The 17,615-nt window shown below is 51.3% G+C and carries 16 protein-coding genes; all 16 read left to right on the forward strand.

Annotation, left to right across the window (positions count from 1 at the left end; all coding sequences use genetic code 11):
* Positions 1–81: 81 nt before the first annotated feature.
* Entirely contained in the window at positions 82–1,776 is a 1,695-nt protein-coding gene (gene rpsA, locus ACA065_RS08825) for a 30S ribosomal protein S1 (protein ID WP_110623291.1), read from the forward strand.
* Between the two features lie 159 nt (positions 1,777–1,935).
* Complete coding sequence (locus ACA065_RS08830) at positions 1,936–2,217, forward strand: hypothetical protein (RefSeq protein ID WP_497694175.1); 282 nt, start codon at positions 1,936–1,938, stop codon at positions 2,215–2,217.
* A 131-nt stretch (positions 2,218–2,348) separates the two neighbouring features.
* A complete protein-coding gene (ihfB, locus tag ACA065_RS08835; protein ID WP_003218804.1) occupies positions 2,349–2,645 on the forward strand; it encodes an integration host factor subunit beta in 297 nt (98 codons plus the stop codon).
* 24 nt (positions 2,646–2,669) lie between these two features.
* Complete coding sequence (locus tag ACA065_RS08840) at positions 2,670–2,915, forward strand: LapA family protein (RefSeq protein ID WP_497694176.1); 246 nt, start codon at positions 2,670–2,672, stop codon at positions 2,913–2,915.
* A gap of 1,052 nt (positions 2,916–3,967) precedes the next feature.
* Entirely contained in the window at positions 3,968–4,540 is a 573-nt protein-coding gene (locus ACA065_RS08845; protein WP_497694177.1) for an acyltransferase, read from the forward strand.
* Entirely contained in the window at positions 4,524–5,669 is a 1,146-nt protein-coding gene (gene rffA / locus ACA065_RS08850) for a dTDP-4-amino-4,6-dideoxygalactose transaminase (protein ID WP_497694178.1), read from the forward strand. The genes ACA065_RS08845 and rffA overlap by 17 nt, the downstream gene beginning before the upstream one ends.
* The gene (locus tag ACA065_RS08855) at positions 5,653–6,933 is read left to right on the forward strand and encodes an O-antigen translocase (RefSeq protein ID WP_497694179.1); all 1,281 of its coding nucleotides are present in this window, start codon (positions 5,653–5,655) and stop codon (positions 6,931–6,933) included. Before rffA ends, ACA065_RS08855 begins: the two co-directional genes overlap by 17 nt.
* Complete coding sequence (locus ACA065_RS08860) at positions 6,933–8,048, forward strand: EpsG family protein (protein ID WP_497694180.1); 1,116 nt, start codon at positions 6,933–6,935, stop codon at positions 8,046–8,048. The genes ACA065_RS08855 and ACA065_RS08860 overlap by 1 nt, the downstream gene beginning before the upstream one ends.
* Before the next feature lie 17 nt (positions 8,049–8,065).
* Positions 8,066–9,277, forward strand: coding sequence for a glycosyltransferase family 4 protein (locus ACA065_RS08865; RefSeq protein WP_497694181.1), 1,212 nt, complete (start codon positions 8,066–8,068; stop codon positions 9,275–9,277).
* 1 nt (position 9,278) lies between these two features.
* Complete coding sequence (locus ACA065_RS08870; RefSeq protein WP_497694182.1) at positions 9,279–10,514, forward strand: glycosyltransferase family 4 protein; 1,236 nt, start codon at positions 9,279–9,281, stop codon at positions 10,512–10,514.
* A 9-nt stretch (positions 10,515–10,523) separates the two neighbouring features.
* The gene (locus ACA065_RS08875) at positions 10,524–11,381 is read left to right on the forward strand and encodes a dTDP-4-dehydrorhamnose reductase family protein (protein ID WP_497694183.1); all 858 of its coding nucleotides are present in this window, start codon (positions 10,524–10,526) and stop codon (positions 11,379–11,381) included.
* Positions 11,382–11,394: 13 nt separating this feature from the next.
* Positions 11,395–12,405, forward strand: a complete 1,011-nt coding sequence (locus tag ACA065_RS08880) for a polysaccharide biosynthesis protein (RefSeq protein WP_497694184.1) — start codon at positions 11,395–11,397, stop codon at positions 12,403–12,405.
* Positions 12,398–13,525 (forward strand): non-hydrolyzing UDP-N-acetylglucosamine 2-epimerase, encoded by a 1,128-nt coding sequence (gene wecB, locus ACA065_RS08885; RefSeq protein ID WP_497694185.1) that lies wholly within the window; start codon positions 12,398–12,400, stop codon positions 13,523–13,525. The genes ACA065_RS08880 and wecB overlap by 8 nt, the downstream gene beginning before the upstream one ends.
* A 14-nt stretch (positions 13,526–13,539) precedes the next feature.
* Positions 13,540–14,499, forward strand: coding sequence for a UDP-glucose 4-epimerase family protein (locus ACA065_RS08890; protein WP_497694186.1), 960 nt, complete (start codon positions 13,540–13,542; stop codon positions 14,497–14,499).
* Positions 14,496–15,509, forward strand: coding sequence for an MraY family glycosyltransferase (locus ACA065_RS08895; RefSeq protein ID WP_497694187.1), 1,014 nt, complete (start codon positions 14,496–14,498; stop codon positions 15,507–15,509). The genes ACA065_RS08890 and ACA065_RS08895 overlap by 4 nt, the downstream gene beginning before the upstream one ends.
* A 109-nt stretch (positions 15,510–15,618) precedes the next feature.
* Complete coding sequence (locus ACA065_RS08900; RefSeq protein WP_497694188.1) at positions 15,619–17,613, forward strand: polysaccharide biosynthesis protein; 1,995 nt, start codon at positions 15,619–15,621, stop codon at positions 17,611–17,613.
* The last annotated feature ends 2 nt before the right edge of the window (positions 17,614–17,615 follow it).

Raw genomic sequence — 17,615 nt, forward strand, 5'->3', positions numbered from 1 at the left:
GCTTCTTTTAATTGAAACTGACCCACACCGTCTGGGGTGTGGAGATGGGCGTATTCTTCGCCCTTATCAACAGGAATTAAAATGAGCGAAAGCTTTGCGGAACTCTTTGAAGAAAGCCTAAAAACCCTGAACCTTCAGGCAGGCTCCATCATCACCGGTGTTATCGTTGATATCGATTACCAAGCTCGCTGGGTAACCGTTCACGCTGGTCTGAAGTCTGAAGCTCTGATCCCGCTGGAACAGTTCTACAACGATGCTGGTGACCTGACTATCAATGTCGGTGACGAAGTTCACGTTGCTCTGGACTCGGTTGAAGACGGTTTCGGTGAAACCAAGCTGTCCCGTGAAAAAGCCAAGCGCGCTGAATGCTGGATTGTTCTCGAAGCAGCCTTCGCAGCTGAAGAAGTGGTTAAGGGCGTTATCAACGGTAAGGTTAAAGGCGGCTTCACTGTCGACGTTAACGGCATCCGTGCGTTCCTGCCAGGTTCTTTGGTCGACGTTCGTCCAGTGCGCGACACCACGCACCTGGAAGGCAAAGAACTCGAATTCAAGGTCATCAAACTCGACCAGAAGCGCAACAACGTTGTCGTTTCCCGTCGTAGCGTCCTGGAAGCAGAAAACTCCGCCGAGCGTGAAGCTCTGCTGGAATCCCTGCAGGAAGGCCAACAAGTCAAAGGTATCGTCAAGAACCTCACCGATTACGGCGCATTCGTCGATCTGGGTGGCGTCGATGGCCTGCTGCACATTACCGACATGGCTTGGAAGCGTATCAAGCATCCTTCCGAAATCGTCAACGTTGGCGACGAGATCGATGTCAAGGTTCTGAAGTACGATCGTGAGCGTAACCGCGTTTCCCTGGGCTTGAAGCAGCTGGGCGAAGATCCATGGGTTGCTATCAAAGCTCGTTACCCAGAAAGCACTCGCGTAACCGCGCGTGTTACCAACCTGACCGACTACGGCTGCTTCGCAGAGCTGGAAGAAGGCGTGGAAGGCCTGGTACACGTTTCCGAAATGGACTGGACCAACAAAAACATCCACCCTTCGAAAGTCGTACAAGTCGGCGACGAAGTGGAAGTTATGGTTCTGGACATCGACGAAGAGCGTCGTCGTATCTCCCTGGGTATCAAGCAGTGCAAATCTAACCCATGGGAAGATTTCTCTGGCCAGTTCAACAAGGGCGATAAAATCTCCGGCACCATCAAGTCGATCACCGATTTCGGTATCTTCATTGGTCTGGACGGTGGCATCGACGGTCTGGTTCACCTGTCCGACATCTCCTGGAACGAAGTTGGCGAAGAAGCTGTTCGTCGTTTCAAGAAGGGCGACGAGCTGGACACCGTTATCCTGTCGGTTGACCCAGAGCGCGAGCGTATCTCCCTGGGTATCAAGCAACTGGAAAGCGATCCGTTCTCTGAATACGTTCAGGACAACGACAAAGGCGCAATCGTTAAAGGCATCGTGAAAGAAGTTGACGCTAAAGGCGCCATCATCACTCTGGCCGACGATATCGAAGCGACTCTGAAAGCCTCCGAAATCAGCCGTGACCGCGTTGAAGACGCGCGCAACGTTCTGAAAGAAGGCCAGGAAGTAGAAGCCAAGATCATCAGCGTTGACCGCAAGAGCCGCGTAATCCAGCTCTCCATCAAGTCGAAAGACGATGCTGAAGAGAAAGAAGCAATTCAGAGCCTGCGCGACAAGCCAGCTACCTCTGAGCCTGCTGCTGGTCCTACCACTCTGGGCGACCTGTTGCGTGCACAAATGGAAAAGCAGAACTAAGTTCTGTCAGACCATAGAAAAAGGGCGACTTCGGTCGTCCTTTTTTGTGTCTGAAATTTGTTGAATCAACAACCCAGAACCAAGGTGTGCAGTCGGGTGTCAGAACTGACTATAGTTCTAATACCCGCTATTTCGGTTGCTGCTTCAATAAGGATTTGAATGAACAGGTTGATTGTCGTTTTCTCAATGGTACTGCTTGCTGGGTGTTCCACCAGTGCCAAGACTCACGCCAGGCATGGCGTCAGCGGCATCGAGATTGACTGTTCGGGGCTTGGCTCCAGTTGGCAGAAGTGCGAGAAGCGGGCTGCCCGTGAGTGCAAGATGCAGGGCTACAAAGTTGTGACGCGGTCCAGCGACGCCAAGGATGAAGAGGGTTACTACCCGTTTGGCTGGAACCCGGCTGGCGCGGTGACCCGCACGATGCTGGTGATCTGCAAATAAAGGCGTTGGCGCTTTTTATGGGCGTAAAACGAACCTGCAGATAAGTTAAGGCGTGGGCTGTTCAAATTCACCAAGTCATGCTAAAACCTTTGAAGCGCTTTTCCTAGCTGCTTGAAAAAGAAGGGAAAAATATGACGAAGTCGGAGTTGATCGAACGAATTGTCACCCATCAAGGGCTGCTTTCATCCAAGGATGTAGAGCTGGCTATCAAGACCATGCTTGAGCAAATGTCCCAATGCCTGGCCACCGGGGATCGAATCGAGATCCGGGGCTTTGGTAGCTTTTCCTTGCACTACCGCGCTCCGCGTGTGGGCCGTAACCCGAAAACCGGGCAGTCCGTAAGCCTTGACGGTAAGTTTGTGCCGCACTTCAAGCCGGGTAAGGAATTGCGGGATCGAGTGAACGAAGACGAGGAAGAGGGCGTCTGAGTGGTTTTGGGGTAGGAGTAAGTTATGCGTGGGATTAAACGCGTTGTGTTGGTGCTGACGGTTCTGGTTGTCGCGCTGGTGGTCTTGGGCTTTGTATTGGAAAACCAACAAGGCGTCTCACTTTCGTTTTTGGGCTGGACCACGATGCAGCTACCGGTGTCGGTGTATGTTGTGGCAGCGCTGATCGTCGGGCTGTTGATAGGTCCGTTGTTTTATGTTTTGGCCGCCAGTGGCCGTCGTAATAAGCGAGCGCCGGTTGTGCGCGGATAAAGGTTCCTCCTCGCTAATGCTCGCTCTTGTGGGTTGGGTGGAGGAGGTTTCGGTAATCCTCTTGTAAGGCACGCGTTATTTGGGTGCTCTACGGTGAATGCGTTTCCTCCCTTCTGTTAATCGGGTCAACCGATACCGCGCTTTTAAGCCCTTCTTTCAAAAAAATCAGATAGTTACGGATAGCATTGCCCCGGACGAGCTTTACAAAATAGGCGCGTCAAGGTTCAAAGCGCGCCGGTTATCGGGTAAAATGCTCCGCGATAACGGTAGCGGGTGTCTTGCGTCTTCAATGCTCAACAGGTGAGCGGGTTTTCACCGATCATCTGCTATAGCAAACACTCTCCTATCTGTGTGAAAACCCCCAAGTTTGTGTGTCCGGGACAAATATCAGGACAGCAACTAGTCGGCTTACGGGCCTTGTCCTTGAGTAATTATCTGGCCTAAGCCTAGTACGCAGAAAATGTTAGCGGTGCAACACCCGCAAACAACTTTTTACAACTAATGATCGCAAGCGAGCGATAGCCATGGCTATCCGTCTTGAGTTTTTTGTAAAAAGCAGTGAGGGAATGCCCTTAGACAAATATTTCTGCTTGCGGGTCTTAAGGCTCGTCGTGGCGGCGAAATGGCTGCCTTGCTTGAGGCAGCTGCTGCACAGCCGTCGCGCGTTGGCTCCTGGGCTTAAGTGCCAGGCTGAAAAGGTACATCCGGCGCCAACCCCAAGCGTTCATGGGGGGGGCGCCGACTTATCTCGCTGGTGCCTTGCGTTTCGGGCATAAACCAAGTGAAAATTTGTATGATCAATTTCATGCTGCAGAACGCGCATAAACAGCTTCGACAGAATCAGCTGCATGAGGTTTGTGACCGATAGTTGGATTTTGGTCAGCTTTTATCGAGGGGCATTGGAGAATTGACTGGCGGGTGCGACCAGGCTCCAGCCTCTAAGAAAACGTCTCAAAAGCAGGGCCATATTTCAGAGCTTGAGCGCTGTTTTAGGTGATGTGAAGCGGTGAATGAAGGGCTCATGATCGTATGTGCTATTTGTAGGGAAAAGCATGGCATATTTATCACGCGAACAGCTAGCCCAAATGGGCTTTAGAGCACTCGGCAAAGAAGTGAAAATCAGCGATCGCGCCAGCATTTATAATGCCGATGAAATTGAGATAGGTGATTACTCTCGAATTGACGATTTCTGTGTGATCTCGGGTAAGGTAAAAATCGGCAAGTTTAATCATATAACCCCTATGTGTCTGGTTGCAGGGGGTGTCCCGGGGATCATATTTGAAGACTTTTGTACGCTTGCGTACGGCGTTAAAATATTTTCCCAGTCTGATGATTACAGTGGTCAGACGCTGACAAATTCTCTCATCCCGAAAAAATATAAAAACGAAACATTCTCTGCCGTACACGTACACAAGCATGTCATCGTCGGTGCCGGGGCGGTAGTTTTCCCTGGCGTAGTATTGGCTGAGGGCTGTGCAGTGGGCGCGATGGCGCTGGTGACTAAAAGTACTGATGCTTGGGGTATTTACGCGGGAGTACCTGCAAAGCGAGTCAAAGACAGGAAGAAAGATTTACTAAAGCTAGAAGAAGAATTTTACGGTGAGCGCGATGAAGATTCCATTTAATAAACCACCCTATACGGGTAACGAAGATCAATACGTAACGCGCGCCATGCGCAGCGCCAAGATGTCGGGTGACGGTGAGTTCACCATGAGTTGCCAGCGTTGGTTTGAAGAAACATTTTCCTGTGAAAAAGCGTTGCTGACACCCTCGTGCACTCAAGCGCTCGAAATGGCTGCCATCCTGATAGATATCCAGCCGGGTGATGAAGTCATCATGCCCAGCTATACCTTTGTAAGTACTGCCAATGCCTTTGTACTTCGAGGCGCAAAGATTGTGTTTGTGGATATTCGGCCAGACACAATGAATATCGATGAAACGCTTATCGAAGCGGCGATCAATGAAAGGACCAAGGCGATTGTGCCCGTTCATTATGCCGGTGTTGCCTGTGACATGGACGTGATCATGGATATTGCGCAGCGACATGACTTATTCGTCGTTGAGGATGCTGCTCAAGGCATGATGTCGAAATATAAAGGGCGTTGGTTAGGCACCATCGGGCATTTGGCTGCCTATAGCTTTCATGAAACAAAAAACTACACCAGTGGCGGTGAGGGTGGCTTGCTGTTAATCAATGACAAACGGTTCATTGGTCGTGCCGAAATCATCAGGGAAAAGGGCACTAATCGTAGTCAGTTCTTTAGAGGGATGATTGATAAGTATACGTGGGTTGACATCGGGAGTAGTTATTTGCCGGGTGAGCTGCAAGCCGCTTACTTGTTTGGGCAATTAGAGTGCGCGACGCTCATTAATGATTTCAGGCTGAGTATTTGGCAGCGCTACTGTACGGCGTTCGCAAAATTGGCTGCGACGGGGCTAATTGAAATTCCTAGCATTCCAAATGACTGTGTCGCCAATGGGCACATGTTTTATATTAAAGTAAAAGATATCGCCGCACGCAAGTCAGTGCTCAGTCATCTGAATGCTGCTGGCGTGGGGGCGGTTTTTCATTATGTTCCGCTTCACAGCGCGCCTGCGGGTGTTTTGCTCGGCCGATTCACCGGCGAAGACCGTTTTACTACCAAGGAAAGTGAGCGTCTTATTCGTTTGCCTGTCTGGCATGGTATGACAGAGGCTGAGACCCAGCATGTTATCGAGTCCTTGATAGGTGCAGTTGATGCCGTCGGCCGATAAGTTGAAAGCTTCAGGTGGCAATATGCTTATCGGCGCTTTTTTTACAAGCGCCGCACAAGCGTCAAAGATACTGGTTGGCTTTTGTGTACTGAAATTAATCGCCCTGTACCTGGGCGCAGACGGCCTGGGCAAGCTAGGGCATTTCATGAGCTTGGTGTCTGTCATTGTCCTGCTGGCCGGGGGCGGGATAAGCCACGGCGTAATCAAGTACGTTGCGGAATTTAAAGGCAGTCGTTTTAAGTTATATAAGTTGTTCTCGACGTCGATTTTTTATGCTTTGAGTTTTTGCGTTGTGTCGTTTGTTTTGCTGATTATGTTTTCAGGAAAAATTTCGACGTTCGTTTTCGGGCAGCGTGAAAATTACTGGGTAGTCATAGTGCTGGCTTTTGCTCAGTTTGTATTTGCGTTCAATATTTTGTTCTCCGGTTTTTTTAACGGGCTTGGAAAATTGAACGTGAACGCCGGCGTTCAAGTCATTTCTAATATTCTTGTGCTTCCTATTATCTGGTGGCTAATTTCTGCATGGGGTGTGCCAGGTGCAGCGATAGCCATGGTGTCAATGTTTACCATGCCCGCGCTCATCTCTTTCTTTTTTCTGAAAGGGATGTCCATTTTCAGAATGATCAAGTGGCAGAAGTTTGATATCGCACTGGGCAAGCAGTTCTCCAGATTCGGCTTGATGTTGCTGGTCAGTGCCTTGATGTTTCCCGTGGTGGAGATAATCATCAGGCAATCGCTGATCACGCAGGTAGGCTATGCCCAAGCGGGCATATGGCAAGGGAGTATCAAGCTTTCGAGCGCGTATATAGGTTTTTTCAGTGTTTTTCTAGCGTCTTATTACATGCCGCTGGTATCGTCGACACAAGACAAGGCGGTGATCAAAATCCAGGTAGTGAAATTCATGCTGCTGGTAATGGCGGCTTTTGTGGCAGGCGGCAGCGTTCTGTATTTTGGGCGTAGTTTTTTTATCCCTGTATTATTGTCTTCTGAGTTTCATGAGTTGGAAGGTTATATAATTTATCAGTTGGTTGGGGACTTTTTTAAAGTCTCTGCTTATGTCGTGGGTTTTGTTGCAGTGGCGAAGGCGGCAACGAAGTTGTATATCTTGTCTGAGATGCTGCAGGCGCTACTTTTTGTCGGTTTAACATTTACGGTCGGGCGCGAAGTGGGTGGGGTGTACGGTGTTATGTATGCTTATATGCTGGCATATATTATATTTTTTATGATTTCGATCGTCGGTTTTGTTTATTGGGCACGTCACTGATGGGCATGCAGTTTTACCTCCCGTTGTATCTGGTATTCGGATTTCTAGTCATCGTCGCTGCGTGGGATATACTCAGCGAGCACACGTGGCCACGCGCAGTTGTTTCTGCCCTGATGGGTGTGCCGCTTGTCCTATTGGCTACCTTCAGGGTGCCCGGTGTGGGCAATGACGATCTAGCCTACCTGAAAATGCTGCATGAAATCCCCTCAGTGCTGGAGTGCAGTAATATTTACTGCGACTACAGCTATACAGCGTTTAACGTCGAATTCGGCTTCTTTATGCTCCTCTCAATGCTGGCGGCATTAGCGAGGAATTCCTATATTTTGTTTGGCGTCAGTTCGCTGGTTGCGGTAGGTCTGAATGTCAGGAGTATTCGGTATTTCTCTCCTTACTTTGCCTTGGGTGTGCTGGTTTATTTTACGCATTTTTATCTTGCGAAAGACCTGAACGCGATACGCTTGGGGATGGCGTCCGGGTTAGTGTTTTTGGCTGCGACGTATCTCCACAAAAAGCAATACATGCTGTTGGCGTTTTATCTTGCGCTGGCGATGATGGTGCATGTGTCGTCAGCCATTTTTATAATGCCTGTCGTATTGTATTTGCTCAAGCCAACACGCGCTGTTTACCTAGTGCTCAGTGCCGTTCTTGTTTTGATGGCCTCCGTTGTCGACTCAAAATGGTTGTTAGGCCAAATGGCGTTCATCAGTTTTATCAGTGAAAAAATTGACGCTTATCTAACGACTGAAAAGTACGGCTATGCACTGCCGCTCTTTGGTTTGGTCAACATCAAGAATTTACTCTTGGTGGCAGCCGGGTGGGTGTGGTCGAAACAGCTGGAACTGCACTATCCCACCTTTAGTCTGGTTTACTGCGTATTTTATTGCGCGACATTCTTGCGAATTGTAATGGGCGACTTTGCGATTCTTGCGGGGCGCGGGTACGCGAGCATATCAATGTTTGAATATGTCCTCTTGCCCATGATCGCAGTGCACTTGTTTGGTAAAAAACGTGGGTTTTTAATTGTTGCTTTTTATGCTCTCGGCGCCCTCTACCTTAATCTGAGTAGCCATCGGGGATGGACAGGCGGTTCTGAAGTGTTTTTTAACTTTTTATAATTTATTTCGGTGAACGTATGAAGAATATTTTATTTGTGTTGGGTGGCTTGGCCATTGGTGGCGTTGAGACCTATGTTGTCAGATTGGCTAAGTACCTCAGTCAGGCGGGGTGCAATGTAACGGTTACATTACTTTCCAATAAGTGTGATGCAGGCCTGTTCAACGAGTTATCTCGCTATGCTACCGTCAATGTCGTTGAGCGCGTACCGTTTTTCCCTGCGTCCAGTTGGGTGAATGCGTTGTTGCCCGTAAAAAAAGATCCGGTTATATACGACGTTGTTCATGTCGTTGATGTGTTGACCTTGGCGTATGTTTTTCTGAACAAGACGCGACTGAAGTTTTCTTTCCTCAGTATTGGTATCTATCACTCAATGGAAATCAGTTGGTGGCGGGAGCGCAATATCTATTTTAGAAAGAAAATGCTCGAGTTGTACGATCGAAACGTCCAGTTGACGCTCTTCCCCAATGAGCGCACCGCTGAGATGGCTGCAGCGTTTTCTAATGTTGATGTGGCGACGCTGGATGTATTGCCGTTGGGTGTTTCCTTTGAAAGCTATAGCGCGCGTCAGCCGCTTCAATCGTCTCTGCGCATCGTTTCCATAGGTCGTTTAGTCGATTTTAAAGTTTACAATAAGCACGTCATTACACAGCTGCCTGAGCTGCGTAAACGCGCCAATTTTGAGTATTTTATCTACGGTGCCGGTCCGGAGCACTCGGCGCTCGTGGCGTTGGCTGAAGCGCAGGGTGTCAGTGACTACGTGCACTTTATGGGCGAGGTGGAATATGCCGAGCTCCCCAGCATTTTCGACGGGGCATTTTGTTTTGTAGGCTCTGGTACGACGATCATCGAAGCCTCTGCCGCCGGTATTCCTTCTGTGGTGGGCATTGAATCCATAGAGTTGCCCTTGACCTGTGGGTTGTTTTCGGATGTTTCAGGGTATTCCTACAACGAAGAGTCTGCGACGACAGTGAGAATGGGGATCCGCGAAACGATCGAGGTGTTACATAATATGAGCCCTGAACAATATCGCGAAGTCTCTGATAAACATCGACTAAAAGCCAAGATATTTGATATTGTCGAAACCTCGAAAAAGTTTATTGAGCTGTCTAATCGTACTCCTGTATTTGATATTTCAATGAATCGTTGGGTTGCTATTTTGTCATTTATCAAATCAGTGGTTGTTCAAGGGCCTAAAGCACTTAAATCCCGATTTGATAGTGTGGGATGATATGTCTTTGAATATTGCGATTGTCACTCAGTATTTTTATCCTGAGAGCTTTATTATCAATGATATTGTTGAGGAACTGGCGTGCCTTGGGCACACGGTTGAAGTCTTCACGGGGCAACCTAATTATCCCGAAGGCGACACCTACGAAGGCTATGATCCGACTGCTTGCAGTGAACAGATCTACAAGGGCCGCGTAAAGGTTAATAGGGTTCCGTTGAGACCCAGAAAGTCAGGGGGGGCCAAAAATCTTTTTCTCAACTACCTTTCCTTTGTGAAAAATGGCGTCAAGTACTTCCCGAAACAGAATGCCGGGAAACAGTTCGACGCGATCATTGTTTTCGCGGTTTCCCCGATTACGGCAGCTATTCCTGCGATCGTGTTGAAGCGGTCCAGCAAGGCGCACTTGATGGTTTGGGTGCAGGATTTGTGGCCGGAAACACTCAAGGCAACGGGGTTTATCAAGAATCCGCTGTTGTTAAAGGCAATCGGTGTCTTGGTGCGCTTAATCTACGCCCAGGCGGACACGGTGCTGGTTCAATCTGAAGCGTTCATTTCCTCTGCGTCCAAATATGTAGCGAAAGATAAGCTGGTTTACTACCCCAACTCCTACCGTGCTCCGGCCACCCAGACCGATCTTGCTGACGGCCTGCCGCTTGAGATCAGCCAGTTATTGCTGTCGAATTTTTGCGTGGTCTTTGCCGGTAACCTCGGGTTTGCGCAGTCCTTGGAAACCATAGTCGATGCCGCAAAGGCCCTGGTGCACCTGGAGTGCAAGATTGTCGTGGTGGGCAGTGGTAGCCGTTTGGATTGGATGCAGGAGCAAAAGCGCCACCACCAGTTGCACAACCTGGAGCTCGTAGGGCGTTTGCCCTCTTCACTGATGCCTGAGTTGTTCGCAAAAAGTGAGGCGTTACTGGTGACGCTCAAGCGCGAAGAGATATTCGCCCTGACCATACCCAGCAAGGTTCAGGCGTACATGGCCGCGGGCAAGCCTATTCTGGCGGCCCTGGATGGAGAAGGGGCCAGGATCGTGGCCCAAGCGGGGGCAGGATTATGTTCTCCGGCAGAGGATGCGGCCGCGCTGGCCAAGAATATTGCGGCGCTCTACGAGGCTACGCCGGAAAAAAGAGCCGCCCACGGAGCGGCGGCCTTCCGCTTTTTCTGTGACAATTACGAAATGAAGACGCAATGCCGTCGATTGGTACAGATTATTGAAGAACGTATTGCCAACCCTTAGAGAACAACCATGAAAATATTAGTGCTGGGCGTGACAGGAATGCTTGGAAGTGCTGTGTTCAAGTATATTTCCAATCACACTTCACATAGTGTTTTCGGCACTATGCGTGGCAAAAGCGGTGCAGATTACTTCGAGCAGAAACATCAGGGCTGCTTTTATTCGGATGTCGATGTTTTAGACTACGAGTCTTTGGTAACGGTCTTTGAGAAAACGCGTCCGGACGTGGTGATCAACTGTGTCGGCTTGATCAAGCAGCTGGCACAGGCCAAAGATCCCTTGTCAACGTTGCCGCTTAATTCAATGCTGCCGCATCGCCTGTCCAAGTTATGCCAGCTGACTAACGCGCGATTGATTCACATCAGTACCGACTGTGTATTTACCGGTGCGAAGGGCATGTACGTTGAGTCAGATATGTCGGATGCAGTCGACTTGTACGGCAAGTCAAAATTTATTGGTGAGGTGAATGATCAGCCTCATGCGATCACGTTGCGCACCTCCATTATTGGTCATGAGTTGGCCAGCAGTGCGTCGCTGGTCGACTGGTTTCTGTCCCAGGAAGGCTCGGTTAAGGGATTTACCAACGCTATCTTTTCCGGTGTGCCTACCGTGGAACTGGCTCGCATCATCGTTGAGTGTGTACTGCCCAACCCACAGATGTTTGGTCTTTATCACGTCTCTGCCGAGCCCATTGACAAGTTCACGCTGCTGACTGAAGTCGCTAAGGTCTACCAGAAAAATATCAATATTATTCCCGATGACCAATTAGCGATCGACCGTTCCCTTGACTCGACGCGCTTTCGTGAGGCCGTGGGTTATAATCCGCCGTCATGGCCGGACCTGATTCAGTTTATGCGCGCACAGCGATAAATTAGGAGCTTTTATGTTTGATGACAAAATCTTGATGATTACCGGTGGCACCGGTTCTTTTGGTAATACCGTACTCAAGCGTTTTCTCGACACGCAAGTGAAAGAAATTCGCGTGTTCAGCCGCGACGAGAAAAAACAGGAAGATATGCGCATTGCGCTCGGCAATGACAAAGTTAAATTTTACATTGGTGATGTGCGCGATTACGCGAGTATTTCCCAAGCCATGGTCGGTGTTAACTATATCTTCCACGCTGCGGCACTCAAGCAGGTTCCGTCCTGTGAGTTTTACCCGATGGAGGCGGTTAAAACCAACGTTCTGGGTACAGAGAACGTGCTTAATGCGGCCATCGCCAACAATGTAGAACGTGTCGTTGTCTTGAGCACTGACAAAGCGGTGTACCCGATCAACGCCATGGGTATTTCCAAGGCCATGGCGGAAAAACTGGTGGTTGCCAAGTCCCGGATGATCCCGCAAGGCGGCCCGGTTATTTGCTCCACGCGCTACGGTAATGTCATGGCTTCGCGGGGGTCGGTCATCCCGTTGTTCGTCAATCAATTGAAGCAGGGCGGTGAACTTACGGTCACCGACCCGAATATGACCCGCTTCCTGATGTCGCTGGAAGACTCCGTTGACTTGGTGCTGCATGCCTTTGAGTTTGCCCAGCAAGGCGATATTTTCGTTCAGAAGGCACCGGCGTCTACGGTGGAAGATCTGGCGCAAGCGCTGAAAGAACTGTTCCACCGCTTAAACACCATCAAAGTGATCGGTACTCGGCATGGTGAGAAACTGTACGAGTCGCTGATTTCTCGGGAAGAAATGGCCAAGGCCGAGGACATGGGCCGCTACTATCGCATCCCGGCGGATAACCGCGACTTGAATTATGAAAAGTATTTTGTAGAAGGCGAAACGCACATTTCCGAGTTGGATGACTACACCTCTCATAATACCGAGCGTCTGGACGTCGAGGGCGTTAAAGCGCTGTTGTTGAAGTTGGAGTTTATTCAGGAGCAGCTCAATGCTTAAGGTCATGACGCTGGTCGGTACTCGCCCGGAACTCATCAAGATGAGTCGCGTGATCGCGGAACTCGATAAACAGACTCAGCATATTCTGGTTCACTCGGGCCAGAATTATGACTATGAGCTTAACCAGGTCTTTTTTGACGACTTGGACATTCGTAAACCCGATCACTTTTTGGGGGCCGTCGGCGAAACCGCGGCGCAGACGATTGCCCAGGTGATCGCCAAATCCGACGAGCTTTTTGAGTTGGAAAAACCCGACGCCCTGCTGCTCTACGGTGATACGAATACGTGTTTGGCGGTTATATCTGCCAAGCGCCGAAAAATCCCTGTATTCCATATGGAAGCGGGGAATCGCTGTTTCGATCAACGTGTACCCGAGGAGCTTAACCGCAAGGTGCTGGACCATTTGAGCGATATCAATATGGTCCTGACCGAGCATGCTCGTCGTTATCTACTGGATGAAGGGGTGCGCCCTGAGACCATTATCAAGACCGGTTCGCATATGGCGGAAGTCTTGGAGCATTACATGCCCAAGATTGACGCGTCGAATGTGCTCGCTCGAGAAGGGCTGGTAGCGGGGCAGTATTTTGTTGTCAGCGCGCACCGTGAGGAAAACGTTGACACTCCCGACAACCTGAAAGATTTGCTGGGTTCGCTGAAGGCGTTGGCGGACGAGTACCAATACCCGGTCATCGTGTCTACTCACCCGCGCACCCGCAAGCGTCTCGAGGCGCTGGGCGAATCGCTGGATCACCCGCTGATTCGTTTCGTCAAACCGTTTGGCTTGCTTGATTACATCAAGTTGCAGATGGAGGCCTTTTGCGTGGTTTCCGACAGCGGCACTATTACTGAAGAAGCCTCGTTGCTGAACCTGCCGGCAGTCACCATCCGCAACGCTCATGAGCGACCAGAGGGCATGGATGAAGGTACGCTGATCATGTGTGGGTTGAAAGCCGAGCGCGTTCTTGATGCGGTGCGTATCGTCACCACGCAACATGTTCGTGGCGAGCGGGCGTTTGCGGTGGTCGGTGATTATTGTGGCGGGGCGGTATCCAAGAAGGTCGTGCGGATCGTGCACAGTTACACCGATTACATCAATCGCACTGTCTGGTCCAAGTCGTAAGCAAGGAGCTTTACGTGCACATATTTGTCACTGGAGCTTCGGGATTCGTTGGCAGCCGGTTGGTTCAAGTGTTGGCCGCTGGTACTGACGCGCTTGTCACTGTTGCAGCAAGGGGCAGTCGCTTTACCTGCGCAGCGGCCGAGCGGGTGGTTCGATTCGAGGATCTTGCAACGGCGAGTTTCTCGGCCGACCTCGCCGGTGTGGACGCCGTGGTGCATTGCGCCGCTCGCGTGCATGTCATGAACGACTTGGAAGCCGACCCTCTGCACGCTTTCCGCCAGGTCAATGTCGAGGGCACGCTTAACCTGGCGCGTCAGGCCGCAGAGGCTGGGGTGCGTCGCTTTGTGTTTCTCAGCTCGATCAAGGTCAACGGCGAAGGCACCGAGCCAGGTGTGCCGTTTACTGCGGATCAGCCTGCAAACCCTGCGGACCCTTACGGCGTTTCAAAGATGGAAGCTGAGCAGCGTCTTCGGGAGATGGCCATAGCGACGGGTATGGAGGTCGTGATCATTCGCCCCGTACTGGTTTATGGGCCCGGCGTGAAAGCTAATTTCCTGAGCATGATGCGTTGGCTGTATAAGGGTGTACCGTTGCCTTTTGGCGCCATCCATAACGCTCGCAGCCTTGTGGCCTTGGATAACCTGGTTGATCTGACCCTCCTCTGCCTGAGCCATCCAGCTGCCGCCAACCAGACCTTTATGGTCAGCGATGGCGAAGATCTGTCAACCACCGGCCTGCTACGCAAGATGGCGTCAGCATTGGGCAAGCCGGCGCGTCTTCTTCCCGTCCCTGCTGTTCTATTGAGTGCCGCTGCCCGCATGCTCGGCAAGCGCAGCCTTTCTCAACGTTTGTGTGGTTCATTGCAGGTCGATATAGCCAAGACGCGTGCCGTTTTGGGGTGGGAACCGCCATTGTCAGTGGAACAGGCGCTGAAACTCACTGCATCGGATTACATGGAAAATGAAAAGAAATGAGTGATGGGTGGATCGTTCTTGTTGTTGCATTGATCTCTTTTCTGATGACTGCTGTACTTAGGCGTTATGCGCTTTCGCGTAGCATTATCGACATTCCGAATGCACGCAGTTCGCATTCGGTGCCCACGCCGCGTGGCGGCGGTGTTGCGATTGTGCTGGCGTTCTTGGCGGTGACCCCTGTTCTGGGGTGGCTGGGCCTGGCTTCAGAACAGACGTTGATCGCAGTAGGAGGGGCTGGTGTACTGGTAGCCGTCCTGGGTTTTATGGACGATCATGGTCATATTGCCGCGCGCTGGCGCCTGGCAGGCCATTTTGCAGCAGCGATATGGGCGTTGTTCTGGATGAACGGGCTTGGCCCGCTGACCGTGTTCGGTTGGGAACTGCATCTGGGCCTGGCCGGGCATGTGCTGGCTGCGGTGTTTCTGGTCTGGATGCTCAACCTCTACAATTTCATGGATGGCATTGATGGGATCGCCAGTGTTGAAGCCATCTGCGCGTGCCTTGGCGGCTGTTTGCTGTATGCGCTGAGTGGTCATCAGGACATGATTTGGTTGCCGCTGCTGTTGGCCGCGGCGGTGGGCGCGTTCCTGGTGTGGAATTTTCCACCTGCCAAAATCTTCATGGGCGATGCCGGGAGCGGGTTTCTGGGCGTTACCTTGGGCTGTTTCGCGATTCAGGCCGCCTGGGTTCAGTCATCGTTTTTCTGGGCCTGGCTGATTTTGCTGGGTGTGTTTGTGGTCGATGCGACGTTCACCCTTGTGCGCCGCCTGCTACGGGGTGACAAGGTCTACGAAGCGCACCGCAGTCATGCCTATCAGTTTGCTTCACGTAAATTCGGTAAACACCTGCCGGTGACATTGGCAGTGGCGGTCATTAACCTGATTTGGTTACTGCCCATTGCGCTGGGTGTTGTTCTATTCGGATGGGATGGAGCCTGGGCTCTGATTCTCGCTTATGTACCGCTGACCCTGCTCGCCATCAAGTTTCACGCCGGCGAGCTTGAGCAGTAAAAGCTGCCAACTGAGTGGCAACTGTAGCCAGTCTGAGCACCCGCGACGGGCCCAGGCATGGCTTTACAAGGACGAGGCATTGGGATGTTAAGAGGTGTTTGGAAACGCTATGGATAAGTTACGGGCCTATTTGGTCGCTCTGCCTAGACGAAAAAAACGGCTGATTCAGGTCGGTACTGACGTGTTTGTCGTTTGGGCTGCCTTGTGGCTTTCGTTCGTTGTACGCCTGGGCATCGATGAACTGGTCAACCCGGTTCGTCTTCACCTTTGGTTGTTCATTGCCGCTCCAGTGATTGCAATACCTCTGTTCATTCGCTTCGGCATGTACCGTGCGGTGATGCGCTACTTTGGAAACGACGCCCTGATCGCTATTATCAAGGCGGTCAGTTTGTCCTCGCTCATCCTTGGCGTGGTGGTTTACTGGTACAGCAACCATCAAAACGTGGTCCCGCGCTCCATTATCTTCAACTATTGGTGGTTGAGCCTGATCATGGTGGGGGGCTTGCGGCTTGGCATGCGCCAATATTTCCTGGGTGACTGGTTTTCCGCGGCACAACATGTGCCTTTTGCCAGCCGTGAAGATGGATTGCCGCGTGTCGCCATTTACGGCGCAGGCGCTGCTGGTAATCAACTGGTAGCAGCCCTGCGAATGGGCCGTGTCATGCGGCCGGTGGCATTTATTGACGATGATTCAAGTATTTCCGAACGCGTGATTTCCGGGTTGCAAGTGTATAAGCCCAAGCACATTCAACGCATGATCGATGCGACGGGGGCACAGGAAATATTGCTGGCAATTCCTTCCTCCAACCGCGGTCGCCGTCGTGAGATCCTCGGGTTTCTTGAAGGTTTTCCTCTGCATGTGCGCAGTGTTCCCGGATTCATGGACCTGGCCAGTGGCCGGGTGAAGGTCGATGATATCCAGGAAGTCGATATTGCTGACCTTTTGGGGCGGGACACTGTGCCTGCCCAGCACGAGCTGCTGGAACGCTGCATCAAAGGGCAGAACGTGATGGTAACGGGGGCGGGGGGCTCAATTGGTTCAGAATTGTGTCGGCAGATTCTGACACTGCGCCCTACATCATTGCTGCTGTTCGAACACAGTGAGTTCAATCTATACAGCATCCTTTGCGAACTGGAAGAGCGTATTAATCGCGAGTCATTACCGGTCAAGGTTTTGCCAATCCTGGGTTCGGTTCGCAACCCATCCAAGTTGCTCGATGTCATGAAAGCCTGGCGCGTCGGCACCGTTTATCACGCTGCTGCATACAAACATGTGCCAATGGTGGAGCACAATATCGCTGAAGGCGTGTTGAATAATGTCATTGGCACACTGAATACGGCGCAAGCAGCGTTGCAGGCAGGCGTGGCCAATTTCGTGCTGATCTCTACCGATAAGGCGGTCCGCCCGACCAATGTCATGGGGAGTACGAAGCGCCTCGCCGAACTGACGCTGCAAGCCCTTAGCCGTGAGGTGGCGCCCGTATTGTTTGGCGACAAATCTAACGTCTCGCGCGTGAACAAGACCCGATTCACCATGGTGCGTTTCGGCAATGTACTTGGCTCCTCCGGTTCAGTCATTCCGCTGTTTCACAAGCAGATCAAGTCGGGGGGCCCGGTGACGGTCACCCACCCGAAAATAACCCGTTACTTCATGACCATCCCGGAAGCTGCGCAGTTGGTGATTCAGGCAGGCTCAATGGGCCTGGGCGGTGACGTATTCGTGCTGGATATGGGCGAACCGGTTAAGATTGTCGAGCTCGCGGAGAAGATGATTCACTTGTCAGGCCTGAGTGTGCGCTCTGATAAAAATCCGCATGGCGATATCGCCGTAGAGTTTTCAGGACTACGACCGGGTGAAAAGCTTTACGAAGAGTTACTTATTGGCGACAACGTGGTTGCCACCCAGCACCCGATGATCATGAGTGCCAACGAAGACCACCTGGCCTGGGATCTGCTCAAGGGTAGGCTGAACGACCTGCTGATGGCCGTAGATCAGGACGATTACTCCCGCGTTCGACAGCTGCTGCGCGATACCGTAAGTGGCTACTCGCCGGATGGCGAAATCGTCGATCTCATCTTCCAACAACGCCGTCTGGAACCGTGAGT

Source organism: Pseudomonas sp. LBUM1640, from assembly GCF_059716225.1.